The organism is Arthrobacter sp. 10N418 (genome assembly GCF_056394725.1).
The window spans coordinates 240427-255607 of the sequence record NZ_JBFTIK010000002.1; the positions used below are offsets into that span (position 1 = coordinate 240427).

A 15181-nucleotide genomic window follows, 5' to 3' on the forward strand; every position below is an offset into this window, starting at 1 on the left:
GTCCCGCACTGGCGGTCACGGGCTGATTGCCAGGATTCTGCGCTCTGGCGTTTCGAGCCGGTAGGGTCCGCAGTTCGCATCGGCTAAACATTGAAGCGGGCTCCGGATGATCCGCCGACGCCCTTCGAAGTCCATCAGGACGGCCCCTTCGGCGTCGACGGCCAGAAGCTCGCCGTCGACGCGAAGAAGAAGGGGTGAGTCAATGCCCATACTCAGCGCGGTGGGACCGGTTTTCAGGGCGGCGAAAATCCCCTCTTCACCGGGGTCCTCGGCCGCTACCCACGTCGTGGGCAGCCCCGGCGGGTAGCCGTCTTCCAGCCTGTGGAAGTCTCCGCCGCCGAGCGGGATGATGTCTGTGCCCCAGGCATTCCACCAGGACCAGATGCTCGTGTCGGCGCGGTCCCGAAGCCAGGTTGAGTGCATGATTTCGACGTGCGTGGGCTTGCGGGACAGGGACCACTGCCAGGAACAGTCGCTGGCGACGGGGTGGTTGATGGAGAGGAAACCGCCTTCATCCTCGACTTGGTCCAGCCACGTGTCGGGATGGCGGCGGAAATCGACCCAGCCGATCCGGCCGTAGGCGTTGGCATGACCGCGTCCTGTGGTGACTTCTTGTCCCGGCAGGAGCGTGATGCCGTATTCGGCTCCGGCAGGTGACAGCTCACGGTGATGGCTGACCGTGTTGTGGTCCGTGACGGCGAGGAAGTCGAGCCCTTCCCCGGCTGCCTGCGCCGCGAGTTGGCGGATGCTGAGGGTTCCGTCCGAATGAAGACTGTGCGCGTGGCAGTCCCCGGCGAACCAGGACAGACCTGCTCCGGCCGGGAGGTTGCGGCGGCCGCTTGCAGGGCGGACCGCGGCCGGAACGGGGGCATCGGGCTCCGCTTCCACGCTCCCGTCCGCCGGGGTATTGATGGTCAGGACAATTGCGATCCCGTCCGCAGGAACGTGGTGCAGTCCGAGGATGATCTTCCATTCCCCGTCTTCGATTTCACCCGGACAGTAGCCGGTGGAAGCCGCTGCGGAGGTGATCACGAAGCGTTCTTTGGCCCCGCCGGACCAGCCCCTCCAGCCCGCCGGGCCCTGGCAGCCCAGGTCGATGACCGCACGCGACTTGTCGTACTCGAGCAGCACTTCCAGGGACCGGCCGCCCTTGATATCGAAGGACACTTCGAAATAGGGCGTATCAACCCGGTCCCCGGGAGTGAGGGTTCGTGCCAGACGCATGCTTAGTCTCCGATCCGCAATCCCTCAGCATCGAACAGGAGGGTCCGGCGCGGCTCAATTGTCACCCACACGGCTGTTCCGATCGCCGGCTCTTCATCCTCGCCGACGACGACCTGGACCTGGTTCTCGCCACCGGTCAGGTCCACAGTCAGCAGCACCGCCGCCCCGAGGTTTTCCGATACCGTGACGGTCCCGCTGAGGGCATCGGGCACCGGTTCGGTTTCGATTGCAAGGTACTCCGGCCTGGCTCCCCACGTGATTTCCTGATCCTCGTCGACATTGTCTTGAGCGGCGGATGGCAACGGGATGTGGTGCTGGCCGATCACGACTTTGTTGCCCGCAACAGTGCCTTTGATCAGGTTCATGGAGGTTGAGCCCACGAACGACGCCACGAAGGTGTTGGCCGGGCGCTGGAAGATTTCTCGGGGCGTGCCCAGTTGCTGCATTTTGCCCGCCCGCATAATCGCGATGCGGTCGGCCAGGGCGAGGGCCTCGGCCTGGTCGTGGGTGACGAACACGGTGGTGATGCCAAGATCGAGCTGCAGCTTCTTCAGGAACGTGCGTGCCTCGAGCCGGAGGCGCGCATCAAGGTTCGAAAGCGGTTCATCGAAGAGGAATACGTCTGGCCGGCTCGTCACGGCACGTGCAAGGGCGACGCGTTGCTGCTGCCCGCCGGAAAGCTGGCCAGGCCGCCTTTCCATGAGGCCCTGAAGGGAGAGACTGTTCCCCACCTCCTCGGCGTTGGCAAGACGGTCCTTCTTGGCCATCTTTTGGATTTTGAGCGGGTACGCGATGTTTTCCGCGATGGACATGTGCGGGAAGAGAGCGTAGTCCTGAAACACCATGGCCACCCGGCGCTGGCCGGGTTCGAGGTTCGTGACCTCCCGGTCCCCGATCTTGATGCTGCCCGAGGTGGATTTTTCCAGCCCGGCGATAGTGCGCAGCAGAGTGGTTTTTCCGCAGCCGGACGGGCCCAGGAGGGCGAAGAATTCGCCGTCGTGGATAGTGACGTCCATTTCGTCGACGCCGCGGACCCCGCCGGGGTACTCCTTGATCAGGGAGCTGGTCGTGATACTGGCCATTAGCTTTTGATACCTCCATGGAAACGGAACCCGTAGCGCCGGTTGACGAAGAAGTACATAGCGATGACGGGAATTGAGAAGAGCAGGGAGAAGGCAGAGATCAGGGCAAGGTTTGGCTGGCCGCCTTCGGTGTAAAAGGTGTACATGACCACAGCGGCCGGTGACTTCGAGGGCGAACGCAGGAGGATGTAGGGGACCAGGAAGTTTCCCCACACCTGAACGACCGCCCAGACTGCGATGGTTGCAAGCCCTGGTCTGGCCAGCGGAATGACCACGTCCCACAGGATCTGCAGGGGCTTGGCCCCGTACAGGCGGGCCGATTCCTCGTAGGACTTCGGGGTCGAGTCCATGAAGTCCTTGAGAATGAAGATGACCGTGGGCAAGATGCCGCCGCTGAGCACCAGGATGACGCCGAACTGGGAGTCGATCAGCCCTAGCTTGACCATGAGCAGGAAGGTCGGCACCATCGCCGCGGTGCCCGTGATGATCGAGGACAGCAGCAACAACGTATACAGCAGCACATCCCGTCCGGGGATTTTCACGCGCGAGAGTGAATAGGACGCCAGGGACCCCAGAACCAGGACCAGGACCATTGATCCCAACGCCAGAATCAGTGAGTTCCCCAACGACGCGATGGCATTGGGGTTCTCGAACAAGACCTTAAAGTTATTGAAAGTGAAGTCAGGCAGTTTCACGTTCAGGCTCGGATGCGCGTCAAACGGAGCAAATACCAGCCACAGCACCGGAACCACGAAGAAAGCCAGGATCAGCGCTGTAAACACCGTCTTGCCCATCAAGCCCATGAAATGGGCGATCATCTGCCGGCTTTCACGGTTGACAACAACACTGGAGCCGCTCTGGCCGGTCATGATTTCCTCTCCTTCAAGAGACGCAGGTAGACGGTTGCTATGACGAGGTTGATGATGATCATGATCAGCGAAATGGCCGAGCCCTGGCCGAGCGCACCGTCGTTCAATGCCAGGCGATAGATGAAGATCGGGAGGATGTTCGATCGATCATCAGGGCCGCCCGCCGTGAGCAGGTACGGGGTGAAGGTGTTGAACGTCCAGAGGGTGATCAGCAGTGTGTTGGTCAGCGCGTGTCCCCTGATGTGAGGGAAAACGACATCGCGGAATTGAGCCCACGCACCCGCCCCCACCATGCGCGCGCTCTCGAGCTGGGAGGGCGGCACCGATGCCAAGGCAGAGCTGAACAGCAGCATCGAGAACGCCGTTCCCACCCACGTGTTGAACACGATGATGCTCTGCAGCGGGTAGTCGAGCAGCCACGCCACGTGTCCACTCGAGAGCATCGCGTTCAACGTTCCATTGCTGCGGTCCAGAAGCGCGTACCAAAGAAACGTGGTGACGGAACTGGGGATGATCCAGGCCAGCAGCACGAAGAACTCGACCACGGCCCGCACCGATTTCCGGACCCTGCTCATGGTCCAGGCGATCGTGAACCCAAGCAACGACTGGCCCAGCACCGCGGAGCAAAACACGAAAACGAGGGTCAGCCCGAGCGAGTTCAGGAACCGGTCATCGGTGAGGGCGTTGATGTAGTTATCCAGGCCCACGAAGACCGGATTCCTGGCTGCCGATCCGCTCAGCCGGAAGTTCGTGACACCCAGGTACAGCGTCCACAACGCGGGAAAGACCAGGAAAATCGAAATCAGCAACAACGCCGGAGCCAGGAACGCCGCTGCCCGGGCCTTGCCCAGGCCCGCCACGTCTCCGTCATCAGGGACGGCACGGGCGGGCCTTCCTGAGGCCGCCGCGGAGGCGGCCTCAGAGGCCTCGGAGTCCTTTACGAGCGTGTCACTTGAAGATCTTGTCACTACCACCGACAATTCCCTCCAGCGTTTTCTCATACCCGGATCCGGCATCCTGGGCCGTCTTGCCGGCGGAGACCTGGGCGGTAGCGCCCTGCAAGGCCGCGGAAACCTGGGTGTAGTCCGCGAGACCCGGACGGTAAGCGGTGATCGGAAGCACCTGCGTCGATATGAACGACAAGAGAGGATCCGCACTCAAAATCTGGCTGTTGACGTCATCACGGGGAGATATCTGCGGGTTCGCACCGATACGTGCCTTGATGGCATCGGCGGAATTCATGAATTGCAGAAGTTCCCACGCCTGCTGCGGGAACTTGGACTTGGGATTGATGACTTCCCCCGAACCACCGGACATGCTCACGAAATCGGCTCCGCCGGGACCCTTTCCTGCCGCTTGCGCAGGAATCTTGGCCCAACCGACCGACGAATCCCGGTCAGCCATCGGGTCAATGCCGGACTTGGGGTTGATCACGCCACGCCACAGATAGTCGCTCTCGATGAGGATACCCAGTTTGTCCTGGGAGAACTCCTGAAACGACTTGTCCCGGCCCTTGGCGTCCTGCTGCAGCAACGGATCGCCCAGCTTCTCGGACCCGTAAACGCTGGAATAGAAGTTCAGGACGTCCTGGACTGCCGGACTGTTTCCCTGCCACTTGCCGTCCTTGTAGACGGGCTGGCCTGTGCCCTGCAACAACGGGAGGAAGCCCTGCATAGTCGTCGCTTCGCCCATCGCCGTCCCGGCGTTGACCTGCAGGGGCGTCACACCCGAGATGCCCTTGAGTTTGCGGGCCGCATCCAGGATGTCATTCCAGCTCTTGGGCTGCCAGTCGGCCGGGAGGCCGGCCTGGGCGAAAAGCTTCTTGTTGAAATAGATGACCCGGCCGTCGGTACCGTCAGGAACACCGTAGAGGTCGCCGTTATAGCTGGTCACCTGCTGCACGGCGGGCTTGATCTGCTTCCAGCCATCCCATTGGGTGACCTTGTCTTTGCCCACCACATCGTTCAGGGGCTTGATGTACCCGGCATCGGCGAACTCGCCCAGCCAGATGCCGTCGACGGAGACGATGTCAGCACCCTGGCCGGTAGACAGATCCAGGGAAATCTTTGTCTTATACGCCTGATCGTCAACACCATTGGGCTGGAAGTTCACCTTGGCGGTGACACCCTTTGCCTTCTCGGCTTCCTCGAACTTCGGGATCACATAGTTGGTGATCCAGTCGGCCCCAGCGGCGTTCTTGCCGCCGGAAATCGAGTTTGCGGTGATGGTGAGAGTGACATCTTTGGCATCCGCGTTCTGGCTTGCGTTTGAACTTCCCGCATCCGAGCCGCCGCAGGCAGTGAGGGCAACGGTGCCCGCAAGTACGCCTGCCACAGCCACAACAAATCTCTTCCGAGTCATATGAGGTTCCCTGGTCTGAAGGGCTCCGCCTCAGGCGGAGCGGCTTTGATCGATTGTCCGTACCACCTGACAATCCGTGTGACCCAGACCACTATAGTCACCGTATAGTATTAGTCAACTGAATTGAGATAGGAGCTTTCATGCCGCGTGGGTCGAATCTGGAGCGTGTCAGCACCTTCAACCAGGCTGTCGTGCTGGACCACGTGCGGCGCTCGGACAGCAGCCTCAGCCGGGTGGAACTCGTCCAGATCACCGGGCTGTCAACCCAGACGGTCTCCAATATCGTCCGGAAGCTGCTGGATCTGGGATTGATAAATGAAACCGGAAAGATCAGCGGGCGGACCGGCAAGCCCCGGACCGTGCTCAACATCGATCCGAGCAGCAGGTTCGCCATCGGTATTCATCTGGATCCGTCCGTCATTACCTTTGTTTTGCTGGACCTGGCAGGTTCGGTCGTGGCCCGTTCGCATGTGCCGATCCAGTCCGTGGCCGACCCGGATACGACCATTCAAAAGATGACCTCGGCCGTAGATAGCCTCGTCCATCAGGCGGGAATATCACGGGATCGGGTTCTCGGCGTCGGGATCGCGTCTCCGGGCCCCATCGATCAGCAGAGAGGTGCCGTGGTCGGCCCGCCTCAGCTGAAAGGATGGGACCGGGTGGAGTTGCGTGCGTCATTGCAGCAGGCAACGGGCTTTCCCGTATTCCTGGACAAAGACGCGACCGCGGCCGCACATGCCGAGTTGTGGATCAGCGAAGACCGGGCGGCCCAGCACTTCGCGTTTATCTACCTGGGAACAGGGATGGGTTCCGGGCTGGTCAACAATGGCGAGGTTGTACGCGGATCATCGAACAATGTCGGGGAAATCGGGCACTTTTCCACCGGCCCGGGCGGCCCGCGGTGCGGCTGCGGCCGGACAGGATGCGTGGGACTGGCCATCATGCCCGCGTACCTCGTAGGGGAAGGTGTCGCGACAGGAGTGATCGATGCACCTTTCGACGACTCCGACCTTCAGGCCATCGCCGCCCAGTTCCGGCAACTTGCGGCGCAGGCCGACACGGGGGACGCCCGCGCCGCCAAAATTCTTGACGGCGCAGCGGCCCGATTAGCCTGGGCGGTCGAAGACATAGCCAATCTGGTGGACGTGGACCGCATTGTATTCGGAGGCCCCTCTTGGTCGCCGATCAGCAAACGCTACCTGGGAATACTCCGGTCCGCCTTGGCGAATCGGCTCGCCGTCGGCAGCATTCACCAAGTACAGGTCACTGGGTCGCTCCTTGGTGAAGACATCGCTGCCGTAGGCGCCGCCTGCATTGTTCTGGACCACGCTCTTTCCCCGCGGCCGGAGGGGTTGCTTCTCGAGGGCGCGGCGGTCGGATCGAGTAGCTCCTGACTAAGTCATCCAAATGGATTTACGTGGACGAGAATCAATTCCCGACATTTGACCGTACCCTTCACGCTGGGCGCTTCATTAGTTGGAACGCGAGATTCCCAGCGCCCCTGCCGCGGACACCACCATCAGCACGACCGTTCAGCTAACGCTGCGTCCCTTCCAGCTCCTCACCCTGCGCTTGGTCAGAAATTCCTGAAAGAGTTCCAGCAAAGTCATTGGGTTGGACCAAAGGGAAGGGTCCGTTGACGAGAGTGGCTGTTTTGCGGCGGTTCCGCGGTTGGCATTTGGTTGATTCTTTCTTGGACGTTGATGGCGAAGGCGTTCAGTGCCGGTTTCCATCGTGGGGCCCTTCGTTCACGGGGTGTCCTGACGCAGGCGTCCGGGGCGGCGGTGGACACCCGGGCTATGTTTAGTGCATGGCGTCTGCTGGCAGCAACACCCGAGGCGCCCCGGAACCGGAGCCTGAGGGCTTCGGCTCGGGGCTCGTTGACGATGCTGCCCGCAGGGACGCGGCACTGCCTGACTTCGACTGGGCCGTCCTTCCCGAGGGCGTGGTGCGGGGCCGGTTCGAGGCCCCCAGCGGCACACTGACCACCATCGCCATGGGCAATCCCGGCAACCCGCGGGTGCTGCTGATCCCGGGCGCAACCGGGTCCAAAGAGGACTTCTCGCTCATGCTGCCCGAGCTCGCCGCCGCCGGGTATTTTGTGCTCAGCTGCGACATCGCCGGCCAGTACGAATCGGCCGGGGCCGGCCCCGAGCACCTCGTGCCGCCCCGGACCCGCTACACGTACGATCTCTTCCGCGATGACCTGGTCGCCATGCTCGACGCCGGCGACGGCCCCGCCCATGTGGTCGGGTACTCTTTCGCCGCGGTCGTCGCCCAGATCACCTTCGCGCAACGCCCGGAGATGTTCCGGAGCCTGACCCTTATCAGCTGCCCGCCCGAGCCAGGGCAGAGCTTCCGCGGAGTGCGGCTTATCGGCCGGCTCAGCCCCTACGCCAGCAGCCGCGTCGGCGCGGCACTGACGATCTGGGGCATCCGCCGCAATATCAACCGCGTCCCTCCGAAGCGCCTGGAGTTCGTGAAGCGCCGCTTCCGGTTGACCCGCCGCGCATCCGTCGACGACATCTTCGGCCTCATGCAGCACGCACCCGATCTCCGCGCGGTCCTGGCCGAAGCGACCCTGCCGAAGTTTGTCGCCGTCGGGGAACACGATCTCTGGCCGCTGGCGCTGCACCGCCGTTTCGCACAGTCCATCGGGGCCCGGATCATGGTCTACCGCGGCGGCCACAGCCCGAGTGAAACGTCGCCGTACCAGATCAGCAGGGATCTCATCGCCCTCTTCGACGGATCAGGGCCGCCGGCCTGATCCCGTTCCCAGCGGCGGCGGCGCGGACCGGCAGACGGCCGTCCTTTCGGCGTCGTTCCGGGAAGGGATAACCACCGAGGTTGTGGACACGGCGGCCCGGCTATGGCAGCCGGCTGCGCCGAAATGCGGTCGCCAGCCTCTTGCACCGCGGGCGATCGCCCCGTACGTTGGGGGACAGCGGACGAATGTCTCCGCAGCCGTTGGCCTTATGGCCGCCGGAGATCAGCAGCATTTCAGAAGGATATGGCATGGCTACAGGCACAGTTAAATGGTTCAACGCCGAAAAGGGTTTTGGCTTCATTGCCCCGGATGACGGGTCGGCCGACGTTTTCGCCCACTACTCGGCAATCGCCAGCAGCGGCTACCGCTCCCTGGACGAGAACCAGAAGGTCGAGTTCGACGTCACGCAGGGTCCGAAGGGCCCGCAGGCTGAGAACATCCGCCCGCTCTAAGTACTCAGGAAAGCGCCCCGGCCGCACGGCCGGGACATTCCCCGAAGACCACAACGCCCCTCCGGAGGTTTCCTCCGGAGGGGCGTTTGTGTTCCCCGTGGGCTACTCCCCGGACGGAACTCAACACAATGGCGCCCGCTCAGCCGACGTGGACCCAGGGGCGTTTCGTGACGTCCGGCTCGGCTTCGCGCAGCACTTCGCGCGTGACCGGCGCGATTTCGCCCTCGCCCAGGAACAGGAACCGCAGGAGGTTCGTGACCGGGTTGCCTTCCGTCCACCGGAAGTAGATGTGCGGCATCAGCCCGGTGACGTCCCGGATGTGCAGCAGCACCGAGGCGATCGTGTTCGGCACGACCGGACCGTGCACTTCGAGGATGTGGTACCCGTGCCGGGTGATTCCCCGGACCTCAAGCGCAGTCTCGAAGTCGGAGGAATCATCCACGATCACCTCCAAGAACAGCGCCCGGTAGTCCACTGGCAGGTGGCTGACCTCCATGGCCGAGTCCAGCTTCTGGCGGTACGCCTCCGGGCTCAGGCGGAGCGGCTCGTGGGCGATGATCCGGAGCGGCCCGTCCACCTCGTCGGACATGAACTCCAGCGCCTGACGGTCCATGTGGACATGGGTGGCGTGCAGTTCAAAGGACCGCCGGACCCTGGACAGCAGGGAAATGACGATGATGCCCACGATGAAGATCGAGGCGATCCGGATGCCCTCGGGCCGCTCAAAGATATTGGCCACCGTGGTGTAGATAAATACGACGGCGATAACGCCGAAGCCCACGGTCCGCTTGCGCTGCTTCTGGCGCCGGGCCGAGAGCGTCACGGCCACCGCGGCGGAGGTCATCAGCACCAGCACGCCGGTGGCGTACGCACCGCCCTGGGCGTCGACGTCGGCGCCGAAAAGGTACGTGATGAGGAAGCCGACCAGGGTAAACACCAGGACCAGCGGCCGGACGGCCCGGGCCCATTCCGGGGCCATGCCGTAGCGGGGCAGGTAGCGGGGCACGAGGTTCAGCAGGCCCGCCATGGCGGAGGCGCCCGCGAACCACAGGATGGCGATGGTGCTGACGTCATAAACGGTGCCGAAACCCACGCCCAGATACTCGTGGGCAAGGAACGCCAGGGCGCGGCCGTTGGCCTGGCCGCCAGGCTGGAACTCCTGCTCCGGGATGAGGACCACGGTGGTGAAGCTCGTAACGATCAGGAAGCAGCTCATGATGACGGCGGCCGTTGTCAGGAGCCTGCGGGTGCCCTTAATCCGGCCCTCCGGGTTGTCCTCCGTGTCGGTGGCATGGCCGCGGATCTGTGGCATCACGGCAACGCCGGTTTCGAAGCCGGACAGGCCGAGGGCGAGTTTCGGGAAGACGAGCAGCGCCAGGCCGACCACCATCACCGGGTTGCCGTGCGAGGTTGAGAGCGCCTGCCACCAGTCCCCCACGGCAACCGGATGGTTCATCACCTCAAGGACGGAGGACGCAACCACCACGACGTTCAGGCCCAGGTAGAGCGCCACCAGGGCGACCGCGACGCCGATGGCCTCCTTGAAGCCCCGCAGGAAGACGGCGCCCAGCAGCGCCAGCAGGAAGAGCGTGATGGGCACGTTCTGCCCCTGCAGCCAGCCGGGCACTATCGGGTTCTGCACGAGGTGGGCCGTGGCGTCCGCGGCGGAGAGGGTCATGGTGATCATGAAGTCCGTCGCGGCGAAGCCGAGCAGGACCAGGACGAAGAGCTTGCCGCTCCAGCGGGGCATTAGCCGCTCCAGCATCGCGATGGAGCCTTCGCCGCGGTGGCTCTCGCCGGCAACGCGGCGGTAGACCGGCAGGGCGCCAAGGAGGGTAACGGCGACCAGTACGAGGGTCGCCAGGGGTGAGATCACCCCGGCGGCCAGCGCGGCGATTGCGGGCTGGTAACCGAGGGTGGAGAAGTAGTCGACGCCGGTCAGGCACATCACCTGCCACCACGAATGCTTCTTCACGTGGGAGTCGCTCACCGCGCCGGGGCCCTGGTGGGTTCCCTTGCTGTCCTGCAGCCCGAACAGCAGCCAGTTCCTGAGGGTGCTCCGGTGGCCGGGCCGCATTGCCGACGGATCGGCCGGTGGCCTGCTCAGTGTGGTCATGGTTTCCTCTCGTCACGGCACAGGGCGCCGCACGGCACCGCACACCGGCTACGCCGAAATTACCACCGCGGCAGGCCTTCCTGGGCTGATTCCGGCCGATCTTGATGATTCCTTGACGCCGCCGGAGCCGCAGCCGAAAGCCGAAAGCCGCGGGAAATCGTAAGGAACCCGTCAAGATCTGCCGGGCAGCATTAATAATCCATTAGCGCCGGCCCTTTCCGGGTTTCCCGGGGTTTGACTGGACCTAGCCCCGCCGTCGGGGCGCAGAGGAAGGACGCTCTTATGGCCGATGTTGCTGTGATCGGAATCTTCATGGTGTCCATGGGGTTCGTGATGTGGATCGGCCAGTTGCTGGCCCGGATGGTCAGCGGCGCCGAGGACCGGCCGGGGGGCGGGCAATGAGCGCCGACGCCATCATGTGGCTCGTCCTGCTGATTGCGGGACTCTGCCTCTTCGGATACCTGCTCGCCGTCCTGGTCCGCCCGGAGAAGTGGTGAGCCGCACATGACGATCAATACTGCATCCTTCCTGGTCCAGGTCGCCGCGCTTGTCCTCATCCTTGCCGCCGTGCACAAACCGCTCGGGGTTTACCTCGCGCACGTCTTCGAGGGCAAGACCGCCACCCGTGCGGAGCGTCTCTTCTACCGGCTCGCCGGGATCGACGCCGGCACCGACCAGACCTGGTCCGTGTACCTGCGCAGCGTCCTGGCGTTCTCGGCAGTCTCCATCCTGGCCGTGTTCGGCCTCCAACGGCTGCAGGGTGTCGTGCCTGGCAGCGGTTCCCTGCCCGGCGTCGATCCGTGGGTGGCCATGAACACCGCCGTTTCCTTTGTGACCAACACGAACTGGCAGACCTACGTGCCGGAGACCACGGTGGGCATCTTCGTCCAGATGATCCTGCTTGCGGTGCAGAACTTCCTCTCCGCCGCCGCCGGTATCGTGGTCGCCGTCGCCCTGATCAGGGGCATCGCCCGGACCCGGACGAATCGGCTGGGAAACTTCTGGGTGGACCTGGCGCGGACTTCGTTCCGGCTCCTGCTCCCGCTGGCGTTCGTCGCGGCAGTCGTCATGGTCCTTGGCGGCGTCATCCAGAACTTCTCACCCACCGAGGTCACCAACCAGGCTGCCGGGATCAGCCAGAGCATTCCCGGCGGCCCGGTCGCCTCCCAGGAGGCCATCAAGATCCTGGGCACCAACGGCGGCGGCTACTTCAACGCAAACTCCGCCCACCCGTTCGAGAACCCCAACGCCTTCATCAGCTTCTTCGAGGTGTTCCTGCTCCTGCTGATCCCTTCGGCCCTCCCGTACGCCTACGGCCGGATGGTCGGCGACCAGCGGCAGGGCTATACGGTCGCCGCGGTGATGGGCACCCTCTGGCTGGCATCCACCGCCCTGATGGGCTGGGCCGTCTTCGCCGCCGAGGGCGCAGCAACAGCCGCGGCCGGCGGGCTGGGTGAAGGCTTTGAACAGCGCTTCGGCCCCGCGCCGAGCGCGATCTTCGCCACGGCCACCACGCTGACCTCCACCGGCGCAATCAACGTCGCCCATGATTCACTTCCGCCGCTGGCCGGCGGCGTGGCCATGGTGAACATGATGCTCGGCGAAGTCGCCCCCGGCGGAACCGGGTCCGGGCTCTACGGCCTGCTGATCCTGTCCATCATTTCGGTGTTCATCGCCGGTCTCATGGTCGGGCGCACCCCCGAGTACCTGGGCAAGAAGATCGGCCCCACGGAAATGAAGCTGGCCGCCATGTACATCCTCGTCACCCCGGCTGTGGTGCTGGCACTCTCCGGGATCACCGTCCTGCTCCCTGACGCCATGGCCAACGCACCGGCAACCGGGCCCCACCAGTTCAGCGAAGTGCTCTACGCCTTCGCCTCCGGGGCCAACAACAACGGCTCGGCGTTCGGCGGCATCACCTCCTCGGGCCCGTACCTCTCCACGATGCTGGGCCTGGACATGCTGCTGGGCCGGTACCTGCCCATTGCCTTGGTCCTCGCCCTGGCCGGGTCCCTGGCCCGTCAGGGCAAGATTCCCGCCTCCGCCGGCACCGTCCCCACCCACGGCCCGCTGTTCGGCGGCCTGCTGCTCGGCGTGACAGTGATCCTGACCACCCTGAGCTACTTCCCGGCCCTTGCCCTGGGCCCCCTTGCAGAAGGACTCCTCAAATGACCCGGGCTAGCACGGCTTCAGCCACGGACACCGCCGCCCAGACCTACGCCGACGGCAACCCTCTCGGCACCCCCGGCGAGCACAAGCACCACACCAAGGCCCCGGCAAAACTGACGCTCGCGTCCGTCGCAGCCGCCCTGCCGCTCGCAGTCCGGAAGCTCGCGCCCCGGCAGATGATCCATTCCCCGGTCATGTTCACCGTGCTGGTCGGGGCAGCCCTGTGTACGGCGATTTCCGTGGACCGGCCTACCGCGTTCGGCATCGCAGTCACCGTCTGGCTGTGGCTCACCGCGCTGTTCGGCACCCTGTCCGAATCCATCGCCGAAGGCCGGGGCAAGGCCCAGGCCGACAGCCTGCGGGCGAGCCGAAAAGGTGTGATCGCCCGGCTCCGGGTGCCCGACGGCACCACCAAAGAGGTCCCCGGCGCGGGGCTGCGGCGGGGCGACGTTGTCATCTGCGAAGCCGGGGACGTCGTCCCCTCGGACGGCGAAATCATCGAAGGCCTCGCCAGCGTCGACGAATCGACCATCACCGGCGAATCCGCCCCTGTCATCCGCGAATCCGGCGGCGACCGCTCCTCCGTCACCGGCGGCACCAAGGTCCTCTCGGACCGGATCGTCATCCGGATCACCGCGGCCCCTGGCGAGACGTTCATCGACCGGATGATCAAGCTGGTCGAGGGCGCCGTGCGGCAGAAGACCCCCAACGAAATCGCCCTCCACGTCCTGCTGGTATCCCTGACCATCGTGTTCCTGGCCGTCACCATGTCGCTCGCCCCGTTCGCGTCCCTGGCCGGCGCCACGCCGTCCCCGATCGTGCTGGTGGCCCTGCTGGTCTGCCTGATCCCCACCACCATCGGCGCGCTGGTCCCGGCGATCGGCATCGCCGGCATGGACCGCCTGGTCCAGCACAACGTGCTGGCCACCTCCGGCCGTGCTGTGGAGACCGCCGGGGACATCACCACGCTCCTGCTCGACAAGACCGGGACCATCACGTACGGCAACCGCCGCGCCGTCAATTTCTTCCCCGCCAACCATGTCGAGAGGACCCGGCTCATGGAAGCGGCCCGGGTGTGCAGCCTGGCCGACGACACGCCCGAAGGGCGCTCGATCGTGGACCTCGCCGCGGACAAGGGCGTGACCGGGAAGGATCTGGCCACCCTTGAACGCAGCTCCCGCGATTTTGCGGTGGTCGCGTTCAGCGCCGGCACGCGCATGAGCGGGCTGGACCTGGACGGTCTGCAGATCCGAAAGGGCGCAGCCTCCGCGGTGGCGGCATTTGTTGCCGAATTCGGCGGACATTCACCGGCGGAGGTCGACCACCGGGTCAATGAAATTTCCGCCCAGGGCGGCACCCCCCTGCTGGTCGCCCAGGTGGGCAAGGACGGCCGCGCCGATGTCCTGGGGACCATCCACCTCGCCGACGTCGTCAAACCCGGCATGCATGCCCGCTTCGCCGAACTGCGGCAAATGGGCATCCGGACCGTGATGATCACGGGAGACAATCCCATCACCGCCAAGGCCATCGCCGCCGAGGCCGGGGTCGACGATTTCCTGGCCGAAGCAACCCCGGAGGACAAACTCGCGGTCATCAAAAAGGAACAGGCCGCGGGCCGGCTGGTGGCCATGACCGGGGACGGCACCAACGACGCCCCGGCGCTGGCCGCCGCAGACGTCGGCGTCGCCATGAACTCCGGCACCCCGGCCGCCAAGGACGCCGCCAACATGGTGGACCTCGACTCCGACCCCACCAAGCTCATCAACATCGTCGGCATCGGCAAGCAGCTGCTCATCACCCGCGGTGCGCTGACCACCTTCTCGGTCGCCAACGACGTCGCCAAATACTTCGCGATCGTGCCCGCCCTCTTCACGGCCACTTTCCCCGGGCTCGGACTGCTGAACATCATGGGTCTCGCCACCCCGTCCTCGGCCATCCTCTCGGCGGTGATCTTCAATGCCCTGATCATCATCGCCCTGGTGCCGCTCGCGCTCCGCGGTGTCAAATACCGTGCCGTTTCCGCCAACCAGGCGCTCGCCCGGAACCTGCTGATCTACGGGCTCGGCGGACTGATCGCACCGTTCATCGGCATCAAAATCATCGACCTCATGATCTCCCTCATCCCCGGAATCGGATAGGAA

At 64.4% G+C, this 15181-nt stretch carries 12 protein-coding genes; 6 read left to right on the top strand and 6 right to left on the bottom strand.

Annotated features, from left to right (window positions below):
* Positions 1-15: 15 nt before the first annotated feature.
* The 5 genes from AC1DCZ_RS02485 to AC1DCZ_RS02505 are packed head-to-tail and all read right to left on the bottom strand — an operon-like array spanning position 16 to position 5536.
* Positions 16-1224 carry a CehA/McbA family metallohydrolase gene (locus tag AC1DCZ_RS02485; RefSeq protein WP_476973263.1) on the bottom strand — a complete coding sequence of 403 codons (1209 nt, stop codon included), beginning with the start codon at positions 1222-1224 and terminating at the stop codon, positions 16-18.
* A 2-nt stretch (positions 1225-1226) separates the two neighbouring features.
* The gene (locus AC1DCZ_RS02490) at positions 1227-2306 is read right to left on the bottom strand and encodes an ABC transporter ATP-binding protein (RefSeq protein WP_476973264.1); all 1080 of its coding nucleotides are present in this window, start codon (positions 2304-2306) and stop codon (positions 1227-1229) included.
* Positions 2306-3175: a carbohydrate ABC transporter permease gene (locus AC1DCZ_RS02495; protein WP_476973265.1), complete on the bottom strand. Its 870-nt coding sequence runs from the start codon at positions 3173-3175 to the stop codon at positions 2306-2308. Before AC1DCZ_RS02495 ends, AC1DCZ_RS02490 begins: the two co-directional genes overlap by 1 nt.
* A complete protein-coding gene (locus tag AC1DCZ_RS02500) occupies positions 3172-4143 on the bottom strand; it encodes a carbohydrate ABC transporter permease (protein WP_476973266.1) in 972 nt (323 codons plus the stop codon). The genes AC1DCZ_RS02495 and AC1DCZ_RS02500 overlap by 4 nt, the downstream gene beginning before the upstream one ends.
* Positions 4124-5536, bottom strand: coding sequence for a sugar ABC transporter substrate-binding protein (locus tag AC1DCZ_RS02505; protein ID WP_476973267.1), 1413 nt, complete (start codon positions 5534-5536; stop codon positions 4124-4126). Before AC1DCZ_RS02505 ends, AC1DCZ_RS02500 begins: the two co-directional genes overlap by 20 nt.
* Positions 5537-5676: 140 nt before the next feature.
* On the opposite strand from AC1DCZ_RS02505, the gene AC1DCZ_RS02510 reads away from it, so the two are divergent.
* The 3 genes from AC1DCZ_RS02510 (at position 5677) to AC1DCZ_RS02520 (ending at position 8755) form a co-directional block, all read left to right on the top strand.
* Positions 5677-6930, top strand: coding sequence for an ROK family transcriptional regulator (locus AC1DCZ_RS02510; RefSeq protein WP_476973268.1), 1254 nt, complete (start codon positions 5677-5679; stop codon positions 6928-6930).
* Between the two features lie 416 nt (positions 6931-7346).
* Complete coding sequence (locus tag AC1DCZ_RS02515) at positions 7347-8303, top strand: alpha/beta fold hydrolase (protein WP_476973269.1); 957 nt, start codon at positions 7347-7349, stop codon at positions 8301-8303.
* 248 nt (positions 8304-8551) lie between these two features.
* A complete protein-coding gene (locus AC1DCZ_RS02520) occupies positions 8552-8755 on the top strand; it encodes a cold-shock protein (protein ID WP_013599688.1) in 204 nt (67 codons plus the stop codon).
* 139 nt (positions 8756-8894) lie between these two features.
* On the opposite strand, the gene AC1DCZ_RS02525 is transcribed toward AC1DCZ_RS02520, so the two are convergent.
* Positions 8895-10871: an APC family permease gene (locus tag AC1DCZ_RS02525; protein WP_476973270.1), complete on the bottom strand. Its 1977-nt coding sequence runs from the start codon at positions 10869-10871 to the stop codon at positions 8895-8897.
* A gap of 398 nt (positions 10872-11269) precedes the next feature.
* Between AC1DCZ_RS02525 and AC1DCZ_RS02530 the strand changes: the two genes are divergently transcribed.
* From AC1DCZ_RS02530 to kdpB, 3 genes are read left to right on the top strand one after another with little or no spacing between them, the layout of a single operon-like run.
* A complete protein-coding gene (locus AC1DCZ_RS02530) occupies positions 11270-11368 on the top strand; it encodes a potassium-transporting ATPase subunit F (protein ID WP_476973271.1) in 99 nt (32 codons plus the stop codon).
* A 13-nt stretch (positions 11369-11381) separates the two neighbouring features.
* Complete coding sequence (gene kdpA / locus AC1DCZ_RS02535) at positions 11382-13043, top strand: potassium-transporting ATPase subunit KdpA (RefSeq protein WP_476973315.1); 1662 nt, start codon at positions 11382-11384, stop codon at positions 13041-13043.
* Complete coding sequence (gene kdpB / locus AC1DCZ_RS02540; protein ID WP_476973272.1) at positions 13040-15178, top strand: potassium-transporting ATPase subunit KdpB; 2139 nt, start codon at positions 13040-13042, stop codon at positions 15176-15178. Before kdpA ends, kdpB begins: the two co-directional genes overlap by 4 nt.
* Positions 15179-15181: the final 3 nt, after the last annotated feature.

What these genes read in the sequence shown, in the direction of transcription:
- AC1DCZ_RS02485 (WP_476973263.1), bottom strand. Translation starts at nt 1,224, where the DNA reads ATGCGTCTGGCACGAACCCTCACTCCCGGGGACCGGGTTGATACGCCC.
- AC1DCZ_RS02490 (WP_476973264.1), bottom strand. Translation starts at nt 2,306, where the DNA reads ATGGCCAGTATCACGACCAGCTCCCTGATCAAGGAGTACCCCGGCGGG.
- AC1DCZ_RS02495 (WP_476973265.1), bottom strand. Translation starts at nt 3,175, where the DNA reads ATGACCGGCCAGAGCGGCTCCAGTGTTGTTGTCAACCGTGAAAGCCGG.
- AC1DCZ_RS02505 (WP_476973267.1), bottom strand. Translation starts at nt 5,536, where the DNA reads ATGACTCGGAAGAGATTTGTTGTGGCTGTGGCAGGCGTACTTGCGGGC.
- AC1DCZ_RS02510 (WP_476973268.1), top strand. Translation starts at nt 5,677, where the DNA reads ATGCCGCGTGGGTCGAATCTGGAGCGTGTCAGCACCTTCAACCAGGCT.
- AC1DCZ_RS02515 (WP_476973269.1), top strand. Translation starts at nt 7,347, where the DNA reads ATGGCGTCTGCTGGCAGCAACACCCGAGGCGCCCCGGAACCGGAGCCT.
- AC1DCZ_RS02520 (WP_013599688.1), top strand. Translation starts at nt 8,552, where the DNA reads ATGGCTACAGGCACAGTTAAATGGTTCAACGCCGAAAAGGGTTTTGGC.
- AC1DCZ_RS02525 (WP_476973270.1), bottom strand. Translation starts at nt 10,871, where the DNA reads ATGACCACACTGAGCAGGCCACCGGCCGATCCGTCGGCAATGCGGCCC.
- AC1DCZ_RS02530 (WP_476973271.1), top strand. Translation starts at nt 11,270, where the DNA reads ATGAGCGCCGACGCCATCATGTGGCTCGTCCTGCTGATTGCGGGACTC.
- kdpB (WP_476973272.1), top strand. Translation starts at nt 13,040, where the DNA reads ATGACCCGGGCTAGCACGGCTTCAGCCACGGACACCGCCGCCCAGACC.